Annotated in this window: 22 protein-coding genes; 13 read left to right on the top strand and 9 right to left on the bottom strand. The window is 71.9% G+C overall.

Annotated elements, in window-relative coordinates:
* Positions 1–18: 18 nt before the first annotated feature.
* Positions 19–720 (top strand): DUF5753 domain-containing protein, encoded by a 702-nt coding sequence (locus OH804_RS26585; protein WP_406060238.1) that lies wholly within the window; start codon positions 19–21, stop codon positions 718–720.
* A complete protein-coding gene (locus tag OH804_RS26580) occupies positions 711–899 on the top strand; it encodes a DUF397 domain-containing protein (protein ID WP_196920618.1) in 189 nt (62 codons plus the stop codon). The genes OH804_RS26585 and OH804_RS26580 overlap by 10 nt, the downstream gene beginning before the upstream one ends.
* 132 nt (positions 900–1,031) lie before the next feature.
* Here the strand turns inward: OH804_RS26580 and OH804_RS26575 are convergent, their stop codons facing one another.
* Complete coding sequence (locus tag OH804_RS26575; protein WP_112586377.1) at positions 1,032–1,508, bottom strand: MarR family winged helix-turn-helix transcriptional regulator; 477 nt, start codon at positions 1,506–1,508, stop codon at positions 1,032–1,034.
* Positions 1,509–1,590: 82 nt separating this feature from the next.
* On the opposite strand from OH804_RS26575, the gene OH804_RS26570 reads away from it, so the two are divergent.
* Complete coding sequence (locus OH804_RS26570; protein ID WP_406060235.1) at positions 1,591–2,145, top strand: carboxymuconolactone decarboxylase family protein; 555 nt, start codon at positions 1,591–1,593, stop codon at positions 2,143–2,145.
* A gap of 24 nt (positions 2,146–2,169) precedes the next feature.
* Here the strand turns inward: OH804_RS26570 and OH804_RS26565 are convergent, their stop codons facing one another.
* Positions 2,170–3,045, bottom strand: a complete 876-nt coding sequence (locus OH804_RS26565) for an alpha/beta fold hydrolase (protein ID WP_406060233.1) — start codon at positions 3,043–3,045, stop codon at positions 2,170–2,172.
* A gap of 376 nt (positions 3,046–3,421) precedes the next feature.
* Between OH804_RS26565 and OH804_RS26560 the strand changes: the two genes are divergently transcribed.
* Both OH804_RS26560 and mqnP read left to right on the top strand, forming a co-directional pair.
* Complete coding sequence (locus OH804_RS26560; RefSeq protein WP_196920621.1) at positions 3,422–4,882, top strand: menaquinone biosynthesis decarboxylase; 1,461 nt, start codon at positions 3,422–3,424, stop codon at positions 4,880–4,882.
* Positions 4,882–5,793: a menaquinone biosynthesis prenyltransferase MqnP gene (mqnP, locus tag OH804_RS26555; RefSeq protein ID WP_196920622.1), complete on the top strand. Its 912-nt coding sequence runs from the start codon at positions 4,882–4,884 to the stop codon at positions 5,791–5,793. The genes OH804_RS26560 and mqnP overlap by 1 nt, the downstream gene beginning before the upstream one ends.
* 22 nt (positions 5,794–5,815) lie before the next feature.
* Here the strand turns inward: mqnP and OH804_RS26550 are convergent, their stop codons facing one another.
* A complete protein-coding gene (locus OH804_RS26550) occupies positions 5,816–6,799 on the bottom strand; it encodes a terpene synthase (protein ID WP_406060230.1) in 984 nt (327 codons plus the stop codon).
* Between the two features lie 152 nt (positions 6,800–6,951).
* On the opposite strand from OH804_RS26550, the gene OH804_RS26545 reads away from it, so the two are divergent.
* Positions 6,952–7,581 carry a UbiX family flavin prenyltransferase gene (locus tag OH804_RS26545; protein ID WP_406060228.1) on the top strand — a complete coding sequence of 210 codons (630 nt, stop codon included), beginning with the start codon at positions 6,952–6,954 and terminating at the stop codon, positions 7,579–7,581.
* Between the two features lie 124 nt (positions 7,582–7,705).
* Here the strand turns inward: OH804_RS26545 and OH804_RS26540 are convergent, their stop codons facing one another.
* Positions 7,706–7,972 carry a BldC family transcriptional regulator gene (locus OH804_RS26540; RefSeq protein WP_007454516.1) on the bottom strand — a complete coding sequence of 89 codons (267 nt, stop codon included), beginning with the start codon at positions 7,970–7,972 and terminating at the stop codon, positions 7,706–7,708.
* 270 nt (positions 7,973–8,242) lie between these two features.
* Here OH804_RS26540 and OH804_RS26535 point away from each other — a divergent pair, with 270 nt between their 5' ends.
* From OH804_RS26535 to OH804_RS26525, 3 genes are read left to right on the top strand one after another with little or no spacing between them, the layout of a single operon-like run.
* Positions 8,243–8,701, top strand: a complete 459-nt coding sequence (locus OH804_RS26535; RefSeq protein ID WP_196920624.1) for an Lrp/AsnC family transcriptional regulator — start codon at positions 8,243–8,245, stop codon at positions 8,699–8,701.
* A 50-nt stretch (positions 8,702–8,751) separates the two neighbouring features.
* Positions 8,752–9,582: an SDR family NAD(P)-dependent oxidoreductase gene (locus OH804_RS26530; protein WP_406060225.1), complete on the top strand. Its 831-nt coding sequence runs from the start codon at positions 8,752–8,754 to the stop codon at positions 9,580–9,582.
* A gap of 32 nt (positions 9,583–9,614) precedes the next feature.
* Entirely contained in the window at positions 9,615–10,706 is a 1,092-nt protein-coding gene (locus OH804_RS26525) for a PLP-dependent cysteine synthase family protein (protein ID WP_406060223.1), read from the top strand.
* A 25-nt stretch (positions 10,707–10,731) separates the two neighbouring features.
* Here the strand turns inward: OH804_RS26525 and OH804_RS26520 are convergent, their stop codons facing one another.
* The 4 genes from OH804_RS26520 to OH804_RS26505 form a co-directional block, all read right to left on the bottom strand.
* On the bottom strand, positions 10,732–11,352 hold the full coding sequence (locus OH804_RS26520) for a putative glycolipid-binding domain-containing protein (protein WP_196924734.1): 621 nt from the start codon (positions 11,350–11,352) through the stop codon (positions 10,732–10,734).
* Positions 11,353–11,454: 102 nt separating this feature from the next.
* Positions 11,455–13,509 carry a DEAD/DEAH box helicase gene (locus OH804_RS26515; protein WP_406060221.1) on the bottom strand — a complete coding sequence of 685 codons (2,055 nt, stop codon included), beginning with the start codon at positions 13,507–13,509 and terminating at the stop codon, positions 11,455–11,457.
* Positions 13,510–13,706: 197 nt separating this feature from the next.
* On the bottom strand, positions 13,707–15,317 hold the full coding sequence (locus OH804_RS26510; protein ID WP_406060219.1) for a hypothetical protein: 1,611 nt from the start codon (positions 15,315–15,317) through the stop codon (positions 13,707–13,709).
* Between the two features lie 114 nt (positions 15,318–15,431).
* Complete coding sequence (locus OH804_RS26505) at positions 15,432–17,000, bottom strand: NlpC/P60 family protein (protein ID WP_406060217.1); 1,569 nt, start codon at positions 16,998–17,000, stop codon at positions 15,432–15,434.
* Between the two features lie 239 nt (positions 17,001–17,239).
* Here OH804_RS26505 and mqnE point away from each other — a divergent pair, with 239 nt between their 5' ends.
* The 3 genes from mqnE to OH804_RS26490 all read left to right on the top strand — a co-directional run bounded on the left by mqnE (position 17,240) and on the right by OH804_RS26490 (position 19,234).
* Positions 17,240–18,409, top strand: a complete 1,170-nt coding sequence (mqnE, locus tag OH804_RS26500; protein ID WP_091395685.1) for an aminofutalosine synthase MqnE — start codon at positions 17,240–17,242, stop codon at positions 18,407–18,409.
* Between the two features lie 23 nt (positions 18,410–18,432).
* A complete protein-coding gene (locus tag OH804_RS26495; RefSeq protein ID WP_366630363.1) occupies positions 18,433–18,870 on the top strand; it encodes a hypothetical protein in 438 nt (145 codons plus the stop codon).
* 73 nt (positions 18,871–18,943) lie between these two features.
* The gene (locus tag OH804_RS26490; RefSeq protein ID WP_196920629.1) at positions 18,944–19,234 is read left to right on the top strand and encodes a DUF4229 domain-containing protein; all 291 of its coding nucleotides are present in this window, start codon (positions 18,944–18,946) and stop codon (positions 19,232–19,234) included.
* A 78-nt stretch (positions 19,235–19,312) separates the two neighbouring features.
* On the opposite strand, the gene OH804_RS26485 is transcribed toward OH804_RS26490, so the two are convergent.
* The gene (locus OH804_RS26485; protein WP_406060214.1) at positions 19,313–20,650 is read right to left on the bottom strand and encodes a C39 family peptidase; all 1,338 of its coding nucleotides are present in this window, start codon (positions 20,648–20,650) and stop codon (positions 19,313–19,315) included.
* 210 nt (positions 20,651–20,860) lie between these two features.
* On the opposite strand from OH804_RS26485, the gene OH804_RS26480 reads away from it, so the two are divergent.
* Complete coding sequence (locus OH804_RS26480) at positions 20,861–22,741, top strand: M14 family metallopeptidase (protein WP_406060212.1); 1,881 nt, start codon at positions 20,861–20,863, stop codon at positions 22,739–22,741.
* The last annotated feature ends 13 nt before the right edge of the window (positions 22,742–22,754 follow it).

Here is a 22,754-nt window from a genome sequence, read left to right as displayed (position 1 = left end):
CGACTTCCTGGAACCCGAGTGGATCTTGCGGTGTCGGCCGTCGAGTTGGGGCACACGGCGCCAAACGAGGCGTACCTGATCCGGGCCGACGAGGTGCTCGACACCGGCGGCCTGCTGGTCTCGCTGCGCGAGCTGGGTCGGCGCGACGGCGAGCCGGTCTGGTTCCGCCCCTGGCTGGAGGTCGAACGGGTGGCCACCCAGCTGCGCTGCTTCGGCGCGACGATGATCCCCGGGCTGTTGCAGACCGCCGACTACGCGCGGGCGGTGTTCCGGCTCGACCTGGGGCTCACCGCCGACCGGGTGGAGCAGTTGGTGGCGGCCCGGCTGGAGCGGCAGACGATCCTCGACCGGGAGCACCCGCCGCAGCTCACCGCCGTGATCGACGAGGCCGCGTTGCAGCGCTTCGCGGAGGGCTGCGCCGGGGTGCTGGCCGAGCAGCTCCGGCACCTGGTGGCGTGCGCCCGCCGCCCGCACATCCGGGTGCACGTGCTGCCGCAGGGTGTGGGGCTGCACGCCGGCCTCTTCGGGCCGTTCATCCTCGGCCGCACCGCCGACGGCAGCTGGCTCGGCTTCCTCGACAACCAGACCGGCGGCACGGCAGTGGACGACATCTTCGAGGTGGCGACCCTGCTCGGAAGGTGGGAGAGTCTGCGCAGTGACGCGCTGCCCCGGCAGCAGTCGATCGACCTGCTCGAGGAGATCGTGAAGCCATGGATCTGACCGGAGCCCGCTGGCGCAAGTCCACCCGGAGTGGCAACAACAGTGGCGCGTGCGTCGAGGTCGCCGACAACCTGCCGGGCCGGGTGCACGTCCGCGATTCCAAGGACCGCGACGGCGACCTGCTGACCTTCACCCCGGCCGCGTGGCGGGCCTTCGTCGAGCTGGCCCGCACCCGCTGACCGTGCGCTGAACCGGGCAACCGCAGGCGGCACCGCACCTCGCCTGGGTCGCCCGGCAACCGTCACCTCGGCGAAATGGCGTCGATCAGGTCCACGATTCGCCGCCGGCAGATGCCTGTGCAGCAACTGCAGTCAGCCTCCGAACCAGCCTGGCACGTCGAGCCGGAACCAGTTGGCCGAGGCCATCGTGCCGAGGTCGTCTTCCATCGCGGTGACCCGTTCCGGGCCGAGCGTGTCCGCCCACTGTGCACGCAGCCGGTCGAAGATCTCGGCCGAGCGGCGTAGCCCGTCGGCGCCGCGCGGGGTCACCCGGACCAGCCGCCGTCGGGCGTCGGAGGGGTCGTCGACCCGCTCCAGGTAGCCGACGGCCACCAACCGGTCGACGGTCTTGCCGGCGGCCTGTTTGGAGATGCCCAGCCGTTGGCCCAGCTCGGTGGCGGTGGTGCCGTCCGCGCCGACGGCCTGGAGCACGAACCCGTGCAGCGGTCGCAGCTCCGGATGCCCCTCCCGGGCCAGCTCGGCGTGCAGGTCGTCGATCAGCGTCCGGAAGCCGGCCAACAGCAGCAGCGGTAGCGCGAAGCCGGGCCGCGCGGGATCAGCGGTTGCCATGTTCGACAACCACGTTTACTATTTCGTCAACCACGTTGACCATCTTACGTTCCCCGATCCAAGCTCTGGAAAGTAGGCAGCCATGCCCGTCTTCACCGCGCACACCACCGAGACCGCGCCCGCCACCGCCCGACGAGCCATCGAGGGCGTACGCGGCCGGTTCGGCTGGCTGCCCACCCCGGTGGCGCTGATGGCCGACTCGCCACAGTTGCTCACCGGCTTCCTCACCGCCAGCGCGGGCTTCGAGCAGACCGACCTCGCCCCGCTCGAGCGGGAGGTGGTCATCCTGACGGTCTCCACCACCAACGAGTGCCACTTCTGCGTCGCCCTGCACACCGGCAAGCTCACCCAACTCGGAGCGACCACCGAGCTGATCACCGCACTGCGTGCCGGCTCGGCGCTGCCCGAGCCGCGACTGGAGGCGCTGCGCCGGTTCACGCTGGCCGTGCTCGACCACCGAGGCGCCGTGCCCGACGACGAGTTGGACGGCTTCCTGACCGCTGGCTACCAGCCCCGGCACGCGCTGGACGTGGTGCTCGGCGTCGGCGCGTACACAATGTCCACCTTCGCCAACCGGCTCACCCAGGCGCCGCTCGACCCACCGCTGGCCGCCCACGCCTGGACGCCCGCCGCCTGACCGAGAGCGCCTGCCAGCCGCTGCTCAGGCCGTCCCGAGGAAGTCCCGCAGCAGGGCGAGCATCTCGTCCGGGCGCTCCTCGTACAGCCAGTGCCCACAGTCCTCGATCACCTCGCCGCGGACGGTGTCGGCGTAGCGGCGAACCTGCTCGGCGACCTGCCCGCCGAGGCTGGCCGCCGCGCCGACGGCCAGCACCGGCATCGTCAGCTTCGTGTCCCGGTACGCCGCATTGTCGGCGATGTCCTGCTCGAACGCCCGGAAGTAGGCGAAGCTGGCCCGCAGGTGCGCCGGGTCGCGCAGATGGCTGGCGAACTCCTCGATGTCGGGCGCGGCGATGCTGCCCTTGCGCACCATCAGGGCGTCGGTGAAGCGGTCCACCCAGAGCGACTCCCGCCCGTTGACAAGCGCTTCCGGAAGACCGTTGCCGATGGAGAAGTAGCCGAAGTTCCACACCCCGGGCCCGGCCGAGGTGAGCGCGGGGAACGTGTAGATGCTCTCGTCAGGGATCGGCGCTTCGCTGAGCACCAGCCGACTCACCCGCTGCGGATGGGCGGCGGCGTACGCGTACGCCACCATGGTCCCCAGGTCGTGCCCGACCAGCCGAAGGTCACTGACCAGACCGAGCTGGTCGAGTAGTCTGTGCAGGTCGGCGGCGACCGTCTTCTTGTCGTACCCGCCGTCCGGGGCGTCGCTGCCCCCGAAGCCGCGCAGGTCCGGCGCGACCACGTCGAAGGACCGCCCCAACTCGGGCAGCAGGTGCCGCCACATGTACCAGCACTGCGGGTACCCGTGCAGCAGCACCAGTGGTGGGCCGGTGCCGCCACGGACGTAGTTCATGCTGATCTGGCCGACCCGCGCCCGCTGCTCGCTGAACCCCGCCGGAACCCGCTCCCCGCCCATCGCCGCCTCCGTCCGCCGTCCGCCCCGCGCGCTTCGGTCTGCCGTCCGCCCCGCGCGCTTCGGTCTGCCGTCCGCCCCGCGCGCTTCGGCCTTTCGTCCGCAGCGCGCTTCGGCCTTTCGTCCGCCCGCCGCCTGCCCGGCTACCCGCTCAACCGCCCGCCATGCCCGCGAGGTGCGGGCCCTGCTACTTGATCCACTCGGCTTCCAGGAAGTCGCGGTGTCCTGCGGCCCGGGACGCCGCGATTTCATGAAACCCGAGTGGATCAAGTAGCAGGCCGCCCCGCCGCCCCGCCGCCCGCCGCCCGCGGCGGGCAATCGCGAGCGTCACAGCACCCGGCTTGGGCCGTGCGGGAGCCGGTGCGGGAGACTGGGCGACATGGCGGCTCGTGGCTTCCCGTACACCGATCTCAAGGACTTCATCGCGGCGCTGGAGCGCGCGGGGGAGTTGCGCCGGGTCACCGTCCCGGTCGATCCGACCCTGGAGATCAGCGAGGTGGTCACCCGCACGGTGCGGGCCGGCGGCCCGGCGCTGCTCTTCGAGCGTCCGACCCGGGGCGAGATGCCGGTGGCGATCAACCTGTTCGGCACCGAGAAGCGGATGGCGATGGCCCTCGGCGTCGACTCGCTGGATGAGGTCGGTGCCCGGATCGGCGCGATGATCAAGCCGGAGCTGCCGGTCGGCTGGTCGGGCATCCGGGAGGGTCTCGGCAAGGTCATGCAGCTCAAGTCGGTGCCGCCGCGCAAGGTGAAGACCGCCCCCTGCCAGGAGGTCGTCTACCGCGGTGAGGACGTCGACCTCAACCGGCTGCCGGGGTTGCAGGTCTGGCCCGACGACGGCGGGATCTTCCACAACTACGGGCTGACCCACACCAAGCACCCGGAGACCGGCAAGCGCAACCTCGGCCTGTACCGACTCCAGCAGCATGGCCGCAACACCCTGGGCATGCACTGGCAGATCCACAAGGACTCGACGGCCCACCACGCGGTCGCCGAGCGGCTCGGGCAGCGCCTGCCGGTCGCGGTCGCGATCGGCTGCGACCCGGTCGTCTCGTACGCGGCCAGCGCGCCCCTGCCCAGTGACATCGACGAGTACCTGTTCGCCGGGTTCCTGCGCGGCGAGCGGGTGGAGATGGTCGACTGCCTCACCGTGCCGTTGCAGGTGCCGGCGCACGCGCAGATCGTGCTGGAGGGCTACCTGGAGCCGGGTGAGCGGCTGCCCGAGGGGCCGTTCGGCGACCACACCGGCTTCTACACGCCGGTCGAGCCGTTCCCCGTGCTGCACATCGAGGCGATGACAATGCAGCGCAAGCCCGTCTACCACTCGATCGTCACCTCGAAGCCGCCGCAGGAGGACCACGGCCTCGGCAAGGCCACCGAGCGGATCTTCCAGCCGTTGCTCAAGCTGATGATCCCGGACATCGTCGACTACGACCTGCCGGCCGCCGGGGTCTTCCACAACTGCGCGATCGTCTCCATCCGCAAGCGCTACCCGAAGCACGCCCAGAAGGTGATGAACGCGATCTGGGGCGCGCACCTCATGTCGCTGACCAAGCTGATCGTGATCGTCGACGAGGACTGCGACGTGCACGACTACAACGAGGTCGCCTTCCGGGCCTTCGGCAACGTCGACTACGCCCGCGACCTGCTGCTCACCGAGGGTCCGGTGGACCACCTCGACCACTCGTCGTACCAGCAGTTCTGGGGCGGCAAGGCGGGCGTCGACGCGACCCGCAAGCTGCCCACCGAGGGTTACACCCGCGGTTGGCCGGAGGAAATGACCATGGCCCCCGAGGTCGCGGCTCTGGTCGACAAGCGCTGGAAGGAGTACGGAATCTGATGGCCGTCCTCGACGCACCGACGGCGAAGCCGGGCCGGACCAAGTCCTTCCTGAAGCTCGTCGCCGTCGAGCACTCCGTGTTCGCGCTGCCGTTCGCGTTCCTCTCGGCGCTGGCCGCGATGCAGGTCAACGGCGGGCGGGTGCGGTGGCTCGACCTGCTGCTGATCACCGTGGCGATGGTCGGGGCGCGGACGTTCGCGATGGCCGCCAACCGGATCCTCGACCGCCAGATCGACGCACGTAACCCGCGTACCGCCGGCCGGGAACTGGTCACCGGAGCGGTGAGCGTGCGGACGGCCTGGACCGGCGCGGCCGTCGCGCTGGTGGTCTTCCTGGTCGCTGCCGCCCTGCTCAACCCGCTCTGCCTGGTGCTCGCGCCGCTCGCCGTGGTGCCGTTGGTCGTCTACCCCTACGCCAAGCGGTTCACCAACTGGCCGCACGCCATCCTCGGGATCGCCCAGGCGGTCGGCCCGGTCGGGGCCTGGCTGGCGGTCACCGGCACCCTGGACGGCTCCGGGCCGGCCTGGCTGCTCGGCGCGGCCGTGGGGCTGTGGATCGGCGGCTTCGACCTGATCTACGCCTGCCAGGACTCCGAGATCGACAGGGAGATCGGCGTGCACAGCGTGCCCGCCCGGTACGGTCGGCGCTTCGCGCTGCACGCCTCCACCGTCGCGCACGTGGTGACCTTCGCCCTGTTCATCTGGTTCGGTGCGCTGATCGGTCTCGGTTGGCTCTGGTGGATCGGGCTGGCGCTGACCGCTGTGGCGTTCGCCTACCAGCACGTGGTGGTCACCCCGACCGACCTCAGCAAGGTCAACCGGGCGTTCTTCACCGCCAACGGGTTCGTCGGCATCGCGCTGTTCCTCTTCGCCCTGCTCGACCTGGTGATCCGGCTCGGCCTACGGCCCTGAGGCCGGGCCGGTCAGGCTGGGCCTACGGCCCTGAGGCCGGCGGGGTGGTGCTGACGGGGTAGCGGGCGCTTTCGAAGGTCCAGTCGATGGTCCCGCGCACGGCGTACGCGATCCCGTCGAGATGGTCGGCGACCGCCTCGTCCAACGCCGGGCCGAACGACGGCACCGCAGCTCGCAGCGCGACGAAGCGTCGCATCGCCTCCCGCCAGCGCTCGGCCGCCCGCTCGACCGCCTCCGCCTCCGGTACTGCCAGTTCGGCCTGGACGGCGAGGACCAGGTTGTGCCCGCCGGCGGTCGTCCGGTCCCGTTCCAGCGAGGCCAGGTCGTTGTACCAGGAGAGCAGGTCGTTGCCGGTGCGGGCGATCTGACGCAGCAGCGGGTGGTGGTAGACCGGGTCCGGCAACGGTCGACCGCTGACGAACTCCACCAGCGGGTACGACACCTCCGCCGCCGAGGTCGACCGACGCAGCTCGACGTACTCGTCGATGTTGGGACGGCGGCCGGTCTCCTTGTTGACCGCCTCCTGCCAGGTGCCGTCGAGGTGCCGGGCCACCGCGTCGGCGAAGCGCTGCCGCCACCGGGCCGGCATCCGGCGGCGCGGCTCCCGCCAGGCCAGCACCAGCAGTCGCCGCAGCGGGCCGGTCAGCCCGGTCTGCCGCACCCGGGTGCCGTCGTGCAGCAGCGCCAGCGTGCCGTTGCGCAGCGCCCGGATCTGCTCCGGGGTCAACCGATTCGGCCCGTCGCAGGCGTCGTCGACAAGGAAGAACCAGGTGAACAGCGCGGTCAGCACCCGCAGGTCGGCTTCGGTCGCCGCCGGGTAGAGCCGCCCGGCGTACCGGGCGAAGGCTCCCCGGGACAGGCGGTGCAGCGCGGCGTCGTCCAGCGGAAGGCCGAGCTCGGGCAGCACACCGAGCAGCCAGGCCTGCACGCGATCGGCGTGGGGTGGGAGCCGGGACGGGATCGGACATTCGGCGCGCAGCGCCCGGAGCATTTCACCGGTCGTCACCGATGCCTCCTCTGCGAGATGGTTCCGGTGCGAATCGCCCAGCGCAGCATCTCAGGTCGTTGGGATGTGCAGGTGCCCCGCCCGACATGTCGGACCGGACCAACCCCGGGGGTGCCCACCAGCGGACCAGCCGGACCAGGCAGGCTGGGGGCATGCGGGAACCATGGGTGGTCGGGGTCTCCGGTGCCTCCGGTACGCCGTACGCGGCGGCCGTCATCGGCGGACTGCTCGACGCGGGCGAGCCGGTGGATCTGATCGTGTCCCGGGCGGCACGGCTCACCGTGCTCGACGAGACCGGCCGACCCTTCCGTGACGGGCACTGGGCCGAGGACCTCGCCGCCTGGCTCGACCGGGACCTGGCCACCGTCGATGTGCGGCACTGGCCGGCCGGTGACCTGGCCGCCGGGCCGAGCAGCGGCTCCTACCGGGTACGCGGGATGGCAGTGGTCCCGGCCAGCACGGCAGCCTGCGCGGGCATCGCGATCGGGCTCTCCAAGGACCTGTTGCAGCGCGCCGCCGAGGTCAACCTCAAGGAACGCCGTCCCGTGGTGCTGGTCCCCCGGGAGACCCCGGTGACCCGCAGCCACCTGGAGCACCTCATCGCGCTGCACGACGCCGGCGCGGTGGTGCTGCCGGCCAGCCCCGGCTTCTACGGCGCCGGCGCGGCGGCCACCGCACAGCAACTGGTCGACTTCGTGGCCGGCAAGGTGCTGGACGCGCTCGGCGTCCCGCACACCCTGTTCCGGCGGTGGTCCGGCCAGCTCGGCGCAGCCCGAGGCTGAGTCGTCCGCTCATGCTGGGCACCGTCGTGCCGCTCAGCACGAGCGGTGTAGCCGCCCGGCGGTTGGCCGAGGCGGGACGCGGACCGGACTGCTGTCCGGTCCGCGTGGCGTTGTCCGCACCAGTTCAGTACATGCCGGCGTTGGCCGGACCCGGCCCCGTGGATGCGGCCGGCCCCACATTGCGTGGCTTTCCGACCTCATCCACCTCGTCCAGCATGCCCTCCCCCTCAAGCAGGGCTCGCACCTCGGATTCCCGAAACCGGCGATGCCCGCCTGGAGTCCGGATGCTTCCTATCCGGCCGGCCGCCGCCCATCTCGTCACAGTTTTCGGGTCTACCCGAAACAGCGCGGCGACCTCACCCGGTGTCAGCAGGCGATCTCCAGTGTCCACAGCCCCCTCCTCGCGTCGACGAAGCCCCCGGCTGAACACACTGCCCCCGGCTGGTGCGTAGCCCAGAGCCGTCATGAGGGACGTATGGCAATTACAGCACCAGGGACATGGCCTGTCCGCCCAAACGCGAAAAATGCACTGAGTGGGGAGTTAGTAATGTTACTGGTGCTACCTCGGCCCTGACCGGCGGTTTATGAACAGTGACTCACCGCTCAGTCCAACGGGTGCCGAAGGCCGCACGTTACGCGTCAGCGGTTAGGGTCACTCTCTGTGGATGCCATCGACCTGAACCTCGTCGACCTGCTGCGCGGCAACGCCCGACTCTCGTACGCCGAGCTGGCCCGACAGGTGGGCCTCTCGGCCCCGGCCGTGCACGAGCGGGTCGGAAAGCTGGAGAGCAGCGGCGTGGTCCGGGGCTACCGCGCGGACGTGGCCCCGGAGTCGATCGGGCTGGGAGTCACAGCGCTGATCGGCATCGTCGAGGACTCCGGCGCCGACACCGACGACATGCTCGAATCGCTGCGGGTGCTCCCCGAGATCGAGTCCTGCTACTTCATGGCCGGCGTGGAGTCGTTCCTGCTCAAGGCGCGGGTCGGCACGATCGCCGAGCTGGAGCAGCTGATCGTGCGGTTGAACCGGACGCCCGGGGTCGCCTCCACCCGTACCGCCATCGCGCTCTCCACCAAGTGGGAGAACCGCCCCCAGCCGGTCGGCCCGCCCGCCGCCTGACCGCCGCGTACCCCTGGTGTCACCCGGGCGGCCGGCGGTAGCGTGCGCCGATGACCCCGCCGGCGCGTCCCGTGGCCGTGGTGACCGGCGCTGCCGGCGGCCTGGGTCACGCCATCGCCACCGCGTTGCACGCCGACGGCTGGTCGGTGCTGCTCACCGACCTCGACCCGGCGGCGGTGCGGACCGCCGCGGCGACGCTCGGCGGCTGGTCGGCCGCCCTGGACGTCCGGGATGAGGACGCCTGCGCCGCCATCGCCGCGACCGCCGCGAGCCGGGGCGACCTCGCCCTCTGGGTCAACAACGCCGGCATCCTGGTCACCGGGGCGTCCTGGGAGCACGACGCCCCGACGCGCCGTCGGGTGCTCGACGTGAACGCCCTCGGTGCCATGAACGGCACCCTCGCCGCGCTGACCGTGATGCGTGGGCAGGGCCACGGCCACGTGCTCAACGTCGTCTCGCTGGCCGGGCTGGTCGCCGCGCCCGGTGAGACGGTGTACGCGGCCAGCAAGCACGCCCTGCTGGCGTTCAGCCTCGGCACCCTGTCCGACCTGCGGATGGCCGGCTACCGGCGGGTGCACGTCTCCTGTCTCTGCCCGGACGGCATCTGGACCCCGATGCTGCACGACCGGCTGGACGACCCGGGGGCGGTGGCCTCGTTCACCGGGTCGATGCTGACCGCGCAGCGGGTGGCGGCCCGGGCGGTCCGGCTGGCCCGCCGGCCACGTCCGGTGGTCAGCCTGCCCCGCTGGCGGGGAGCGCAGGTGCGCCTGTTGGATGCGCTGCCCAGGTTGGCCGTCGCACTGACCCCGCTGGTCCGGGCCGCCGGCCGGGCCGGTCAGCGCCGCCAACGCCGCAGGTCAACGCCGCCGGACCGGCGCTGACCACCGCTGGCCGGCTTGCTAGGTTTCCGAGCGTGACTCATCTCGACCGGTGCGACGAAGCCAGCCGGACCTGGGTGACCGAGGCGATCGCCGCCGTCGAGGCGGACGCGAACCGGTCCGCCGACACCCACCTGCTGCCGTTCCCGCTGCCCCGGGAATGGGGGATCGACCTGTACCTGAAGGACGAGTCGTCACACCCCACCGGCTCGCTGAAGCACCGGTTGGCCCGCTCGCTGTTCCTCTACGGGCTCTGCAACGGCTGGATCGGGCCGCGCACCACTATCGTCGAGGCGTCGTCGGGTTCGACGGCGGTCTCCGAGGCGTACTTCGCCCGCATGCTGGGCCTGCCGTTCATCGCCGTGATGCCCGCCTCCACCTCGCCCGAGAAGATCACGCAGATCGAGTTCCAGGGCGGCCGGTGCCACCTGGTGGACGACCCGGCGAGCGTGGTGGTCGAGGCCCGCTGGCTCGCCGAGGACTCCGGCGGGCACTTCATGGACCAGTTCACCTACGCCGAGCGGGCGACCGACTGGCGGGGCAACAACAACATCGCCGAGTCGATCTACGCGCAGTTGGAGCTGGAGCGGCACCCGATCCCCGCCTGGGTCGTGGTGGGCGCCGGCACCGGGGGCACGAGCGCGACCATCGGCCGGTACGCCCGGTACCGCCGGCTCGCCACCAAGCTCTGCGTCGTCGACCCGGAGAACTCGGCGTTCTACCCGGCCTGGCTGGCCGCCGACTGGTCGGTACGGACCGGGAAGGGCTCCCGCATCGAAGGGATCGGCCGGCCCACCGTGGAGGCGTCGTTCCTACCCTCGGTGGTGGACCGGATGGTGCAGGTGCCGGACGCGGCGTCACTGGCCGCCATGCGCGCCGGGTCGGCGCTGCTCGGCCGCCGGGTGGGCGGGTCCACCGGCACCAACCTGTGGGGCGCGTTCGGCCTGATCGCCGCGATGCTCGCCGAGCGTCGGACCGGCTCGGTGGTCACCCTGATCTGCGACCCGGGCGACCGGTACGCCGACACCTACTACGCCGACGACTGGGTGGCCGCCCAGGGCCTCGACCTGACCCCGCACCTGGCCACCATCGACCGCTTCCTGGCCAGCGGAGCCTGGCCCGCCTGAACCGCCCAGTGGGGCCGGGCATCGCTCAGCGCGGGTCGATCCGTTCGGCCAGCCCCGGGTAGCGCACCACGTAGCCGCTGTCGTCCAGGTCGATGTCAGCAGTGAAGGTGCCGCTGGCGAAGCGCACCCGACCCGGCCCGAGCCCGGTGTAGATCTGCTCGGCCGGCACCACCTCCAGGCCGGGCAGCAGCACCCAGGCGACGGTGATCCGGTGTGCCACATCGGCCGGCTCGGCCGCCATCCGGAGCCGGTGGACCGGCAGGGTGTTGAACAGCGGTGAGCCGCTCAGGTCGACGTCGAGCGCGTCGGCCAGCCGGTCCGGGTCGTCGGTGCCGGGCAGGCCGGCCCGGGGATGACCGGCCGCGACCAGAGCCTTGTCCAGGTCGCCCTGCTCGGCGGTGGTCACCCGCCAGCGCCCCGCGGCCCGCTCCAGCGTCACCCGGCGCAGCCAGCCGGGCCCTTCGGCCTCGACCTCGACCCGGGTGGTGGCCCAGTCCGGCGTGGTGGTCAGCTGGTAGCGGGCGGTCCACGGGATCGGGTCCACGGCGAGCAGAGTGCCACGGGCCGCCAACCCGTGGCCGTCGTCGAGCAGAACCTGCTCGCTGCCGGCGGTGTCCGTCCGGGACCAGAAGATTGACTTCGGCATGGTCGGCATGGGCCGGACGTTACGCGACCTGCTCGGCATCGGCAGGGCATGCGCGAACGCCGCCGCGAAGCCTGGGCTTCACGACGGCGTTCGGTGGATCAATCAGTGGGTACGTGCCGCCGGTCGCCCGCCGAAACCGCGTCGATCGTCACGCGGGCGGTCGTCACGCGGCCGGTCGTCGCGGGGCCGGTCGTCCCGGACCCGGCTCTCCGGGCGGAACCCACCCCGAGCGTCCCGGTCGCCGAAGCGCCGCTCGCCCTGCGGCCGGTCACCGAAGCGCCGCTCGCCGGTCGGCCGGTCGCCCCGACCGTCCCGGTCACCGAACTGCGGCCGGTCACCGAACCGACGCTCGCCCTGTGGGCGGTCGCCGTAGCCGCCGCGCTCGCCTTGCGGGCGGTCGCCGTAGCGGCGCTCGCCGGCGGGCCGGTCGCCGAAGCGCCGGTCGCCCTGTGGGCGGTCGCTGTAGCCGCCGCGCTCACCTTGCGGGCGGTCGCCGTAGCGGCGCTCGCCTTGCGGCCGGTCGACGTAGCCGCCGCGCTCGCCCTGCGGGCGGTCGCCGTAGCCGCCGCGCTCGCCCTGTGGCCGGTCGCCGTAGCGACGCTCGCCGGCGGGCCGGTCGCCGAAGCGCCGGTCGCCCTGTGGGCGGTCGCCGTAGCCGCCGCGCTCACCCTGCGGGCGGTCGCCGAAGCGCCGGTCGCCCTGTGGGCGGTCGCCGTAGCGACGCTCGCCGCCGGAGCGGTCGCCGAACCGACGCGGGCCGCCGGAGCGGTCGTCGTACCGGCGCGGGCCGCCGGAGCGGTCGCCGTAGCCCCGGGGCTCCGCCTCGACGCGGACCGGGACGCCACTGGGCTCGCGGGCGCCGACCAGCTCGGCCAACGCCGCGTCTCCGACCCGGACCCGGGTCTCGGCCGGCGCGACGCCGGCCTTCTCCATCATCGCCAGGGTGGTGCGGCGCTGCTTGGGCAGCACCAACGTGGCAACCGCGCCCGACTCGCCGGCCCGGGCGGTACGCCCCGCGCGGTGCAGGTAGTCCTTGGGGTCCTTCGGCGGGTCGACGTGCAGCACCAGGGTGACCCCGTCGACGTGGATGCCCCGGGCCGCCACGTCCGTGGCGACCAGCACGTTCATCCGGCCCTCACGGAACTCGGCGAGCGTCTTGGTGCGCATCCGCTGGGTCTTACCGCCGTGCAGCCCACCGGCGCGTACGCCGACGGCCGCGAGCTGCTCGACCAGCCGGTCCACCCCGAGCTGGGTACGGGCGAAGACCATGGTCCGGCCATCCCGAGCGGCGATCGAGGCCGCCACCGGGAACTTCTCGTGCGGCGGGATCAACAGCATGTGGTGGTCCATGGTGGACACCGAGGCGGTGGACGGCGCGGTGGAGTGGGTGACCGGGTCGGTCATGAACCGCTTGACCAACGCGTCGACGTCACCGTCCAGGGTGGCCGAGAAGAGCAGCCGCTGACCGTTCGCGGGCGTCTTCGCCAGCAACTCCGTCACCTCGGGCAGGAAGCCCATGTCGGCCATCTGGTCGGCCTCGTCGAGCACCGTGACCTCGACGTCGTCGAGCTGGCAGATGCCCCGCTCGATGAGGTCGCCGAGGCGGCCAGGAGTGGCCACGATGATCTCCACGCCGCGGCGCAGCGCGTCGATCTGACGGTCGTAGGGAACGCCACCGACGGCGGTCTTGAGGAAGATGCCGACGGACTTGCCCAGCGGCACCAGAGCGTCGTTGACCTGCATGGCCAGCTCGCGGGTGGGCACCAGGACCAGGGCGCGCGGACGCATCGGCCGAGCCCGGTTGCGGTTGGCCAGCCGGGCGATCATCGGCAGACCGAAGGCGAGCGTCTTACCCGAACCGGTCTGCCCACGGCCCAGCACGTCGCGGCCGGCGAGCGCGTCCGGAACGGTGGCCCGCTGGATCTCGAACGGGCTGGTGATGCCCTGCTGCGCCAGTGCGCGGACCAGCGGCTCGGGCAGGCCGAGAGCGGCGAAGCTCATCGGCTCGGTGGTCTCGGTCGGCTCGGCCTGCGCGGTCGCTGCCGGCGCGGTGCCGGCCTCGCTCGCGGCGACGTCGAGCTGCTCCCGGGCGGTGTCGGCCGCCGGGACTGAGTTGAAAACGGACGTAACGGTGCTGGGGTCAGCAGAGGTGGTCAACAAAAACCTTTCGAGCGGGGCGCATCTTCGCGATGGCCTGCCGCGGCTGTACCGCCGGATCGCCCGCAAGATCGCCCAGGGGCGCACACCACGCGCGCCGGGTCAGTGATCTCAGCCAGTGTACGGCGGTCTGACGAACCCGCCAGCCGGTTGACCGACGGTAGTGGGCGGACTCACCATCGTTGCCACTCGCTGGCTCACCCGTTGAGCACGCTGCCCACCAGACCGTCCAGGGCGTCGCCGGCCAGCAGAACGACCACCACACTGATCGCCACCAGCAGCCCCAGAGCGGCGGCCAGGACGATCATCACCCGGGCGTTGCTGGACCGCTCGGCCGGCGTGTCCGACCAGCCCTGGGCCAGGATGTGCCCGGTCAACGAGCCGGAAGTCTCCACCGCGTTGGCGGGTATCGCGATCGTGGTGAAGCCAGCCCCCTCGCCGTTGCCGTAGACGGTGCCGGCCAGATCGGTGCCGCCGTCGTGCCGCCCACCACGGGCCCCGGCCGCGTCGCGGCCGGGGGAACCCGCCGACGGGCTGCTCGGCGGCGCCGTCATCCGGGAGTTTCCGGTGCTGTTCCGGGTCGACGAAGGCGCCCCGGCGGTGGACGGTGGCCAGTTCGGCAGCGCGGGCGCGGGCACCACCGGCGGCGCGGAGGGAGCCGTGCCGGTCCATCCCCCACCGGACGTCGGGCGGGTCGCCGCGGGGATGGACGGCCACCCGGCCGGCGGCGCGGAAACCGGCGCGCTGGCCCGTACGCCGGGCGTGTCGTTCATGGCCGGCGGCGGCGGAAACGGCGGTGCCGGCATCGGGCCGGGAGGGGCCGGTGGTGCCGGCACCGGCGGACCGGGTGGCGGCAGCGGCGGGCTGGGGACGGGCGGCGACGGCGGGCCGGGGATGGGCGGCACCGGCGAGGGCGGCGGGGTGGGCGGTCCCGGAACCGGCGGAACCGGACCGGGCGGCGGCGTGGGCCGAGGGCTCGGCGTCGGCGTCGGCGCGGGCGGGTACGGCCCCGGGGCCGGCGCGGGCTCCGGTTCCGGGGGCGGCGGCTGGGTCGGCCCGGGACCCGGTGGCGAGGGCTCCGGCTCCGGAGTCGACGGCGTCGGAGGCTGGGCCGGCTCGGCACCCACCGGCGCGGCTCGGTAGACGGCGGGCGCGCTCTCGCGACGGTCCGGGGTGCCCAGGGCGCCGGCCGCGCCCCGGCTGCTGCTCGGAACCGTGGCGCTGGCCCGGGCCGGCGCGGGGGAGGCGTTCCGCTGCCCCGGCAACGACACCTCGGCGGGGCTGGCCGAGCCGGTCGCACGGTAGGTGGTCGCGGTGACCGGAGCGTTGGCCGGCAGGTCACTGCGGAGGGCCCCGGCGGTCACCACGCTGGCGCGTGCGCGTACCGGTGCGGCGTCCTGATCCGGGCGCGCGTCGACCGCTGCCGACTCCCCGGCGTCGGTCCCGGAAACGTCCGCGCCACCGGAAACGTCCGCGGCGGCATCCGCGCCACCGGAAGCGTCGGCCCCGGCAGCGTCCGCGCCGCCGGAAGCGCCGTCGACACCGGCGGGTACGTCGTCGCCGGTCGATTCGTCGTCAGCGGCGTCGGTCGAGGCGTCCGCGAGGACCGGTGCCGGTCCGCCGTCGACCGGGCTGCTGGCGGCCGGGCTGGCGTCGCTGGCGGCGGGGCTGCTGTCAGTCGAGCTGGCGTCACTGCCTGCCGGGCTGGTGGCGTTGGCGGCCACCGGGTCGACGGTCTCCGGCCCTGGTGGGCCGGCCTGGTCGACCACGGGGTCGACAGTCTCCGCCGGATCTCTCTGCTCGGCCATTTCCGCCCTCCGCGCCATGCTCGCACCCGGACCCGTGACGTCGAGTCGGATGTGCCTGGTTGTCACGGTGCCACAGATCTTCCCGAGCGGACAGCCGGAGGCGGTCGTGGCGGATCAGCCCGCGGTGCTGGGGCTGCCCGTCGCGCTGCTAGTGCCCGTCGCGCTCGTGCTGACCTTCGGCGTGGTCGTCGGAGACGCGCTGGTCGGGGCCGTGGTCGGAGCCGGGGGCAGGGTCGTCGGAGTGTTGCTCGGGGTGTTCGCCGGCTTCGGCGTGCTGCTGGCGGTCGGCGTGGGCGTCGGGCTGGTCGTCAGCGTCGGCGTGGGCGTCGGTGTGGTGGGCTTCGTGGGCGTCGGCGTGGGCTTCGTGGGCGACGGGGTGGGCGTCGGCTTGGTGGTCTTCGTCGGTGACGGCGACGGTGTGGGAGGCGGCTTCGGGGTCGAGACGGGCGGGGTCGGATTGGTCACGACCGGTGCCGGCACCGCGCCGATCACCCGGGTCGCGGCGTACAGCCGGGTCCAGCGGACGACCGAGATCTTGACGACGTCGCCCGTCGTGGGCGCCTGCACCATCTTGCCGTTGCCGATGTACATGCCGACGTGGTGGATCGTCGTCCAGCTGCTGCCCGAGGCGAAGAAGAGAAGGTCGCCGGGGAGCAGTGCGCTCTGCGGAACGGTGCGGCCACGGGTGGCGCGGTACTGGTCACGGGAGACCCGGGGCAGGTCGAAGTAGTCGGCGCCGGGGGACCGGTACGCCGCCCACATCAGGCCGGAGCAGTCGAACTGGTCCGGCCCCTCCTCGGACCACTTGTACGGGTCGCCGAGCTGGGCGAGCGCGTAGCGGACCGCGGCCAGTGCCCGGGGGTGCGCGGCCATGCCGCTGATGTTCTGGTTGGAGACGTAGCCGGCGCCGATCTGCTGCTCGGCGGCTTCCTGCTGGCGTTCGATCTCGATCAGCGCGGCGGCGTTGTCCCGGCGCAGCTTGAGCAGGCTCGCCTCGGCGGTGCGCAGCGCCGTCTCACCGGTGGTGAACTCCACCTCGGCGGTGGCGAGCAGGGCCTTGGCCTCGCTGTGCTTCTGGTACGCGGCCTGCTCACCGGCGCGCGCCCGGGACAGCTCCCCGGCCACTCCGGTGGTGCCGCCGTCGACCTTCTCGCCACGGGTGATCGCCTGGAGGCGGCTCAGCCCGCGGATGTCCTGGGCGAGGTCGCCCGGCGGCAGCGCGGCGGCTTCCTTGACGGCCTCGGCGGCGGCGGTGTCGGCGGTCTGCTGGGCCCGGAGCAGGGCGTCCTGTGCGGTTGCCAGCGCCTTGCCGGCCGCGTCGAGCTGCGCCTGCGCGTCGACGCGTTTCTGCCGGGTCAGCAGCAACGCCTCGCCGAGCGCGCCGACCTGGGCCTCGCCGGCGGAGATCGCGGTGGCCAGTGGGCCGTTACCGATGTTGACCACCGGCGGGGCGGGCACACCGGCGACCGGTGCGCCGCCGGGCAGTTGGAGTGAGCCGGTGACCGCCGGGCGTGAGCCGGTGTCCGGCACTGTGGTCGGCACGCCGGGCTCCGCGTACGCGGGAGTGGCCAGTACGGCCGCGGCGATCGCGCCGAGCAGGGCGGCCCAGAGCTTCGGACGCAGGACCGGCGAGATCACCGGGCTCCGTCGTCGCTGCCGTCGCCCGCGCCCGCTGTAGACCATGCCGCTCCCCGTCCGACTGCCTCTCGTCGCGCTCGGTGGGCGCGACCGTCGGGACGGTACCAGTGTGTGTGTTCCGCCCCACCTTGTTACTACCGCACCTCGCCACCCTTGTCGATGCGTTGCCGGGTTACGGGAGGCTGAGAGTCTGGTGAAGTGGGTCGCTGCCGGCGACCGTGCCGCCGGACCGGTCGGCAGCGCGACGTACGCTCGATCCGGACCGCAGGTGGAAGGGACGTGCCATGGACGCCGGACTCAAGCGTGAGCTCGAAGCGAAGGTGTACGCCGGTGAGCGGCTGACCCGCGAGGACGGTGTCGCCCTCTACGAGAGCGACGACCTGACCTGGCTGGGGCGGCTGGCGCACCACAAGCGCACCGAGTTGAACGGCGAGCGGGTGATGTTCAACGTCAACCGGCACCTCAACCTGACAAACGTCTGCTCGGCGTCCTGCGCGTACTGCTCGTTCCAGCGCAAGCCGGGCGAGAAGGACGCGTACACGATGCGCATCGACGAGGCGGTCCGCAAGGCCAAGGAGATGGAGGACGAGCAGCTCACCGAGTTGCACATCGTCAACGGCCTGCACCCCACGCTGCCCTGGCGTTACTACCCGAAGGTGCTGCGTGAGCTGAAGGCGGCGCTGCCGAACGTCAAGCTCAAGTGCTTCACGGCGACCGAGGTGCAGTGGTTCGAGAAGATCAGCGGCCTGAGCGCCGACGAGATCCTCGACGAGCTGATGGACGCCGGCCTGGAGTCGCTGACCGGTGGCGGCGCGGAGATCTTCGACTGGGAGGTCCGGCAGCACATCGTCGACCACGCCTGCCACTGGGAAGACTGGTCGCGCATCCACGCCCTGGCGCACAGCAAGGGCATGAAGACCCCGGCGACGATGCTGTACGGCCACATCGAGGAGCCCCGGCACCGCGTCGACCACGTGCTGCGCCTGCGTGAGTTGCAGGACGAGACCGGCGGCTTCGCGGTCTTCATCCCGCTGCGCTACCAGCACGACTTCGTCGACTCGGCGGACGGCAAGATCCGTAACCGGATCCAGGCGCGCACCACGATGGCCTCCCCGGCCGAGTCGCTGAAGACGTTCGCGGTCTCCCGGCTGCTCTTCGACAACGTTCCGCACCTGAAGAACTTCTGGGTGATGCACGGGCTGTCGGTGGCCCAGCTCTCGCTGAACTTCGGCGTGGACGACCTGGACGGCTCCGTCGTCGAATACAAGATCACCCACGACGCCGACTCGTACGGCACCCCGAACACCATGCACCGCGACGACCTGCTGCACCTGATCTGGGACGCCGGCTTCCAGCCGGTCGAGCGGGACACCCGCTACAACGTGGTCCGGGAGTACGACAAGGCACCGTCGCTGGCCGAGCGGCGCGCCGAGCCGCAGCAGGTCTGGGCCTGAGCCGCCACGTACCCTCGCAGTCGATGACCGAGCAACGAGGACCTGAGCAGCAGGGCGGGTTTCCCCGCCGGGACGCCGAAGGGCGCATCCGTACCCTGGGCGATCTGCTCGGGGTGTGCCTGGCCGGCCTGGTCATCGGCGTGCTCGCGCTGGTGCTGTTCGACTGGGCGTTCGCGTCGATCGGCGCCGGCGACTTCGGGCACACGAACGGTTGGCTGGCGGTGATCCTGCCGGCCTGGCTGTTCTGGGACGACTTCCGCGCCTGGGAGTTCGGCGCCGCCCGGGTGGTGGCGGCGGTGGTCGCCGCTGCCGTCGGGGTGTTCGCGGGGCTGCTGATCGCCGGTCTGGGCGCGGGGTTGCCGCCGCTGCTCTCCGGCGCGTTGGCGGCGGGGGCGTTCACAGTGGCGTACGCGGCCCTCTGGTTCCCGGGCGTCCGCTGGCTGGCCCGCCGGACCGGCTGACCACGACCGCCCGCCGGGCGGCTCGACCCTTCCGCCGGCAGTGGCGGGCGACGGAGAGAACGGAGTGGTGCGGGTGAGCGCCGCGCTCAAGTACACGCTGGGCCGGATCGGGCTGTTCATCGCCGTGCTGGCCGGCCTCTGGCTGATCGACATGAACGTGTTCCTGAAGCTGATGCTGGCGTTGGTGTTCTCCGCCGCGCTCTCCTTCTTTCTGCTGCGCGGGTGGCGGGACGAGATGGCCGGCGAGATCGCCGAAGCAGCCGAGCGCCGCCGCACGGAAAAGGAACGCCTCCGCTCCGCCCTGGCCGGCGAAGACCACCCCACCCAAACCCCCGACCCCCAAACCCCAGACTCCCCGCGTTGATCAAGAGGTTTGCGTCACCAGGACGGCATCCGGTGACGCAAACCTCTTGATCAACATGTGCTCAGGCGGGCACCGGGGCTACCAGTTGGTGGAGCCGGGGACCTTGGGCCAGGGCTTTGTGGTGGGCTTGATCAGGTACGCGATGCCGCCGGAGCCGCCGGAGACGCCGCCGCTGGCGTTGGTGCGCTTGGTCCGCAGCCAGATCTGCTCGAACTGCGCCCGCTTGTAGACGTTGCGTACCACGTCGTTGCTGGACGACGCGGGGTCGTTGACGATCACGTCGCCGTCGGCGGTGAAGCCGACCACCACGAAGAGGTGCCCGGAGGTGCCGTAGTTCGCCCCGTCCAGCTCACTGGCGAGGAAGGACTGACTGGTCACCACGGGGATGCCGGCGGCGATGAAACGCTCCAGCTCGTCCAGCGAGTGCAGTCGGGTCACCCGGCCCTCCAGCCCGGGGAAGCTGGCCGCGTACGCGGTGTTGAACGGCCAGTTGCCCGCGCCGTCGTACGCGTAGTCGTAGGTCATCCGCGCCGCGTGGTTGACGGTCGGGTCGGGGTAGGTCGGGTCCACCCAGGAGGTGTCGGCGGCCGACGGCTTACGACCCCAGTACTCGACCACCATCTCGGTCGAGGTGGGTGAGCACCAGGCCTCTCCGCCGCCGTCGTACTCGGGGTAGTGCCCGGAGTGCACGTTCTGCGAGTAGCGCGGTACCGGTAGCTCGACACCCCAGGCGATGTGCCCGGCGCTCGGCGGCACAGTGAACCGGTCCAGCACCGTGGAGCTCATCGCGCCCAGCATCCGGACCACCGGGGCGGCGGTCTGCCCGGGTGCCCGGTAGAGGGTCAGCTTGAGCTGGTACGACCGCAGCAGCACCCCGACGGTGGCGTCGTCGATGCTGAAGGTGTCGGTCCAGATCGTCGAGAAGGGGTCGCCCTGCCGGTTGACGCTGGTCCGCTTGATGTCGTTGTCGCCGGACGCCCAGCGACCCAGGACGTACCACGGGGTCTGGTCGCCGCTGGTGTAGTTGCCCTGCATCTCCACCTGGATCCAGGTGCCGGCGGGGGTCTCCGCGTTCCAGGAGGCGATCAGTTCGGTGGCGTCGAACCCGATCCGGGTCACCGGCGAGGTCCAGGTGCCGTACTCCCAGGTGCGGGTGACGCCGGTGTGCGGGTCTGCGTACTCGGTGGTGCCGGCCGGGCGGGCCAGGGTGACGCCCGCTCGGGCGCCGGGCACGACGCGGGTGCCGGCCCGGCTGCCCCGGTGCCAGTCGGCGGGCCCGGACCAGTCCTGGTAGGTGATCTGCTCGTCGTGGGCGGGTGCGGGCGGGTGGGCCGCCAGCGCGGGCGCGGCGCTGGTGAGCAGGGTGAGCGTGGTGACGCCGGCGAGGGCGGCCGCGCGCAGGCGGGATCTGGCCATGGGTGCTCCGCGGTGTCGAGGGGGCATCGTCGCTGGTCAGTTTTCCGCTTGGAGGGAAGTTTCGCCAGATGTTGATAGGTGGAAAATCATTGCCGCCGTGATGGTCCGCTTGGGATGGACAACGCAGCGATCAATATTGATATGACCATGTGACAGGTGGTGAAGTGTCCTTCACCGAGCGGGATCTCCCGCCCATCGAGGAGGTAGTCAATGGCCCTCCGCACGCCCATCCCCCTCCGCCGTGTCCTGGTGCTCGCTGTCGTCACCGGGCTGGGCATCGTCACAGTCGCCGCCGGTCCGGTCGCCGCCCGACCGGCACCGGACCGCACCGCCGAGCCGGCCGCCGCCGCCGGCTACCGGGTGCTCGGGCCCCGGACCCTCGCCGACCGCAACGCGGTGGCCCGCACCGGAGCCGCCATCGACTACTCCGAACACGGCGTGCTGCACATCTCGGCCACCGCGGACGAGGCCGCCGCGATCGGCAAGCTCGGCTTCCGGCTGGAACCGCTCGCCCCGCCGCCCAACGCCGAGCGCGGCGCCGGCGACTTCGGCGCACTGGCCTTCCCGCCGGCCGACTCCAACTACCACGACTACGCGGAACTGACAGCCGTCGTGAACCAGGTCGTCGCCGACCATCCGGCGATCGCCCGCAAGATCAGCATCGGTTCGTCGTACGAGGGCCGCGACCTGATGGCGGTGAAGATCTCCGACAACGTCGGCACCGACGAGAACGAGCCGGAGATCCTGTTCAACTCCCAGCAGCACGCACGTGAGCACCTGACCGTCGAGATGGCGATCTACCTGCTCAACCTCTTCACCGACAGCTACGGCAGCGACTCCCGGATCACCAACATCGTCAACGGCCGGGAGATCTGGATCGTGCCGACGGTCAACCCGGACGGCAGCGAGTACGACATCGCCACCGGCTCGTACCGGTCCTGGCGCAAGAACCGGCAGCCCAACAGCGGCTCGTCCAACGTCGGCACCGACCTGAACCGCAACTGGTCCTACAACTGGGGATGCTGCGGCGGCTCGTCCGGCACCACCTCGTCGGAGACCTACCGGGGGCCGTCGGCGTTCTCCGCGCCCGAGACGCAGGCGCTGCGCAACTTCGTCAACGGCCGGGTGGTCGGCGGTGTGCAGCAGATCAAGGCCAACATCGACTTCCACACGTACTCGCAGTTGGTGCTCTGGCCGTACGGCTACACCACGGCGAACACCGCGACCGGGATGAACGCGGACCAGTACAACACCTTCGCCACCATCGGACAGCAGATGGCGGCCACCAACAACTACACCCCGCAACAGTCAAGCGACCTCTACATCACCGACGGGGACAGCATCGACTGGATGTGGGCCACCCACAACATCTGGGCGTACACCTTCGAGATGTACCCGGGCTCGTCCGGCGGCGGCGGCTTCTACCCGCCCGACGAGGTCATCCCGGCGCAGACCTCGCGCAACCGGGAGGCGGTGCTGCTGCTCAGCGAGTACGCCGACTGTCCGTACCGGGCGATCGGCAAGCAGGCGCAGTACTGCGGCGGCGGTGGTGGCACCACTGTCTGGTCGGACACCTTCGAGACCGCCACCGGCTGGACCGTCAACCCGGGCGGCACCGACACCGCCACGGTCGGCGCGTTCGAGCGGGGCGCCGCCCAGGCGACCACGTCCTCCGGAGCCAAGCAGCTCACCCCGTACGCCGGGTCCAACGACCTGGTCACCGGTCGGCTGGCCGGCTCGGCGGCCGGTGACTACGACGTCGACGGCGGCGTGACCAGCGCCCGGTCCCCGGCGGTGACCCTGCCGTCGTCCGGCACGCTGACCCTCTCGCTCGCCTGGTACCTGGCACACGGCTCGAACGCCTCGTCGGCGGATTACCTGCGGGTGAGCGTGGTGCACAACGGTGGCACCACAGCGCTGCTCACCCAGTCCGGCGCGGCCAGCAACCGTAACGGGAGCTGGGCGCTCGCCAACCTCAACCTGACCCCGTACGCCGGCCAGTCGGTCCGCGTGCTCGTCGAGGCGGCGGACGCGTCCGGAGCCAGCCTGGTCGAGGCGGCTGTGGACAACGTCACCATCACGTCCTCCTGATCGGGTGGGGCCC

Origin of the sequence: Micromonospora sp. NBC_00860 (genome assembly GCF_045207375.1) — a bacterium.
Classification (GTDB): Bacteria; Actinomycetota; Actinomycetes; order Mycobacteriales; family Micromonosporaceae; genus Micromonospora; species Micromonospora vinacea.
The sequence above is the reverse complement of the archived record's forward strand: the minus strand, read 5'-3'. Positions and strand labels throughout refer to the sequence as shown.

Bases quoted from the DNA above. Each gene is read 5' to 3' on its own strand.
- OH804_RS26510 (WP_406060219.1), bottom strand. From the start codon at position 15,317: ATGGCCGAGCAGAGAGATCCGGCGGAGACTGTCGACCCCGTGGTCGAC.
- OH804_RS26560 (WP_196920621.1), top strand. From the start codon at position 3,422: ATGGCGGCTCGTGGCTTCCCGTACACCGATCTCAAGGACTTCATCGCG.
- OH804_RS26485 (WP_406060214.1), bottom strand. From the start codon at position 20,650: ATGGCCAGATCCCGCCTGCGCGCGGCCGCCCTCGCCGGCGTCACCACG.
- OH804_RS26565 (WP_406060233.1), bottom strand. From the start codon at position 3,045: ATGGGCGGGGAGCGGGTTCCGGCGGGGTTCAGCGAGCAGCGGGCGCGG.
- OH804_RS26530 (WP_406060225.1), top strand. From the start codon at position 8,752: ATGACCCCGCCGGCGCGTCCCGTGGCCGTGGTGACCGGCGCTGCCGGC.
- mqnP (WP_196920622.1), top strand. From the start codon at position 4,882: ATGGCCGTCCTCGACGCACCGACGGCGAAGCCGGGCCGGACCAAGTCC.
- OH804_RS26570 (WP_406060235.1), top strand. From the start codon at position 1,591: ATGCCCGTCTTCACCGCGCACACCACCGAGACCGCGCCCGCCACCGCC.
- OH804_RS26545 (WP_406060228.1), top strand. From the start codon at position 6,952: ATGCGGGAACCATGGGTGGTCGGGGTCTCCGGTGCCTCCGGTACGCCG.
- OH804_RS26580 (WP_196920618.1), top strand. From the start codon at position 711: ATGGATCTGACCGGAGCCCGCTGGCGCAAGTCCACCCGGAGTGGCAAC.
- OH804_RS26520 (WP_196924734.1), bottom strand. From the start codon at position 11,352: ATGCCGAAGTCAATCTTCTGGTCCCGGACGGACACCGCCGGCAGCGAG.
- OH804_RS26495 (WP_366630363.1), top strand. From the start codon at position 18,433: ATGACCGAGCAACGAGGACCTGAGCAGCAGGGCGGGTTTCCCCGCCGG.
- OH804_RS26575 (WP_112586377.1), bottom strand. From the start codon at position 1,508: ATGGCAACCGCTGATCCCGCGCGGCCCGGCTTCGCGCTACCGCTGCTG.
- OH804_RS26505 (WP_406060217.1), bottom strand. From the start codon at position 17,000: ATGGTCTACAGCGGGCGCGGGCGACGGCAGCGACGACGGAGCCCGGTG.
- OH804_RS26480 (WP_406060212.1), top strand. From the start codon at position 20,861: ATGGCCCTCCGCACGCCCATCCCCCTCCGCCGTGTCCTGGTGCTCGCT.
- mqnE (WP_091395685.1), top strand. From the start codon at position 17,240: ATGGACGCCGGACTCAAGCGTGAGCTCGAAGCGAAGGTGTACGCCGGT.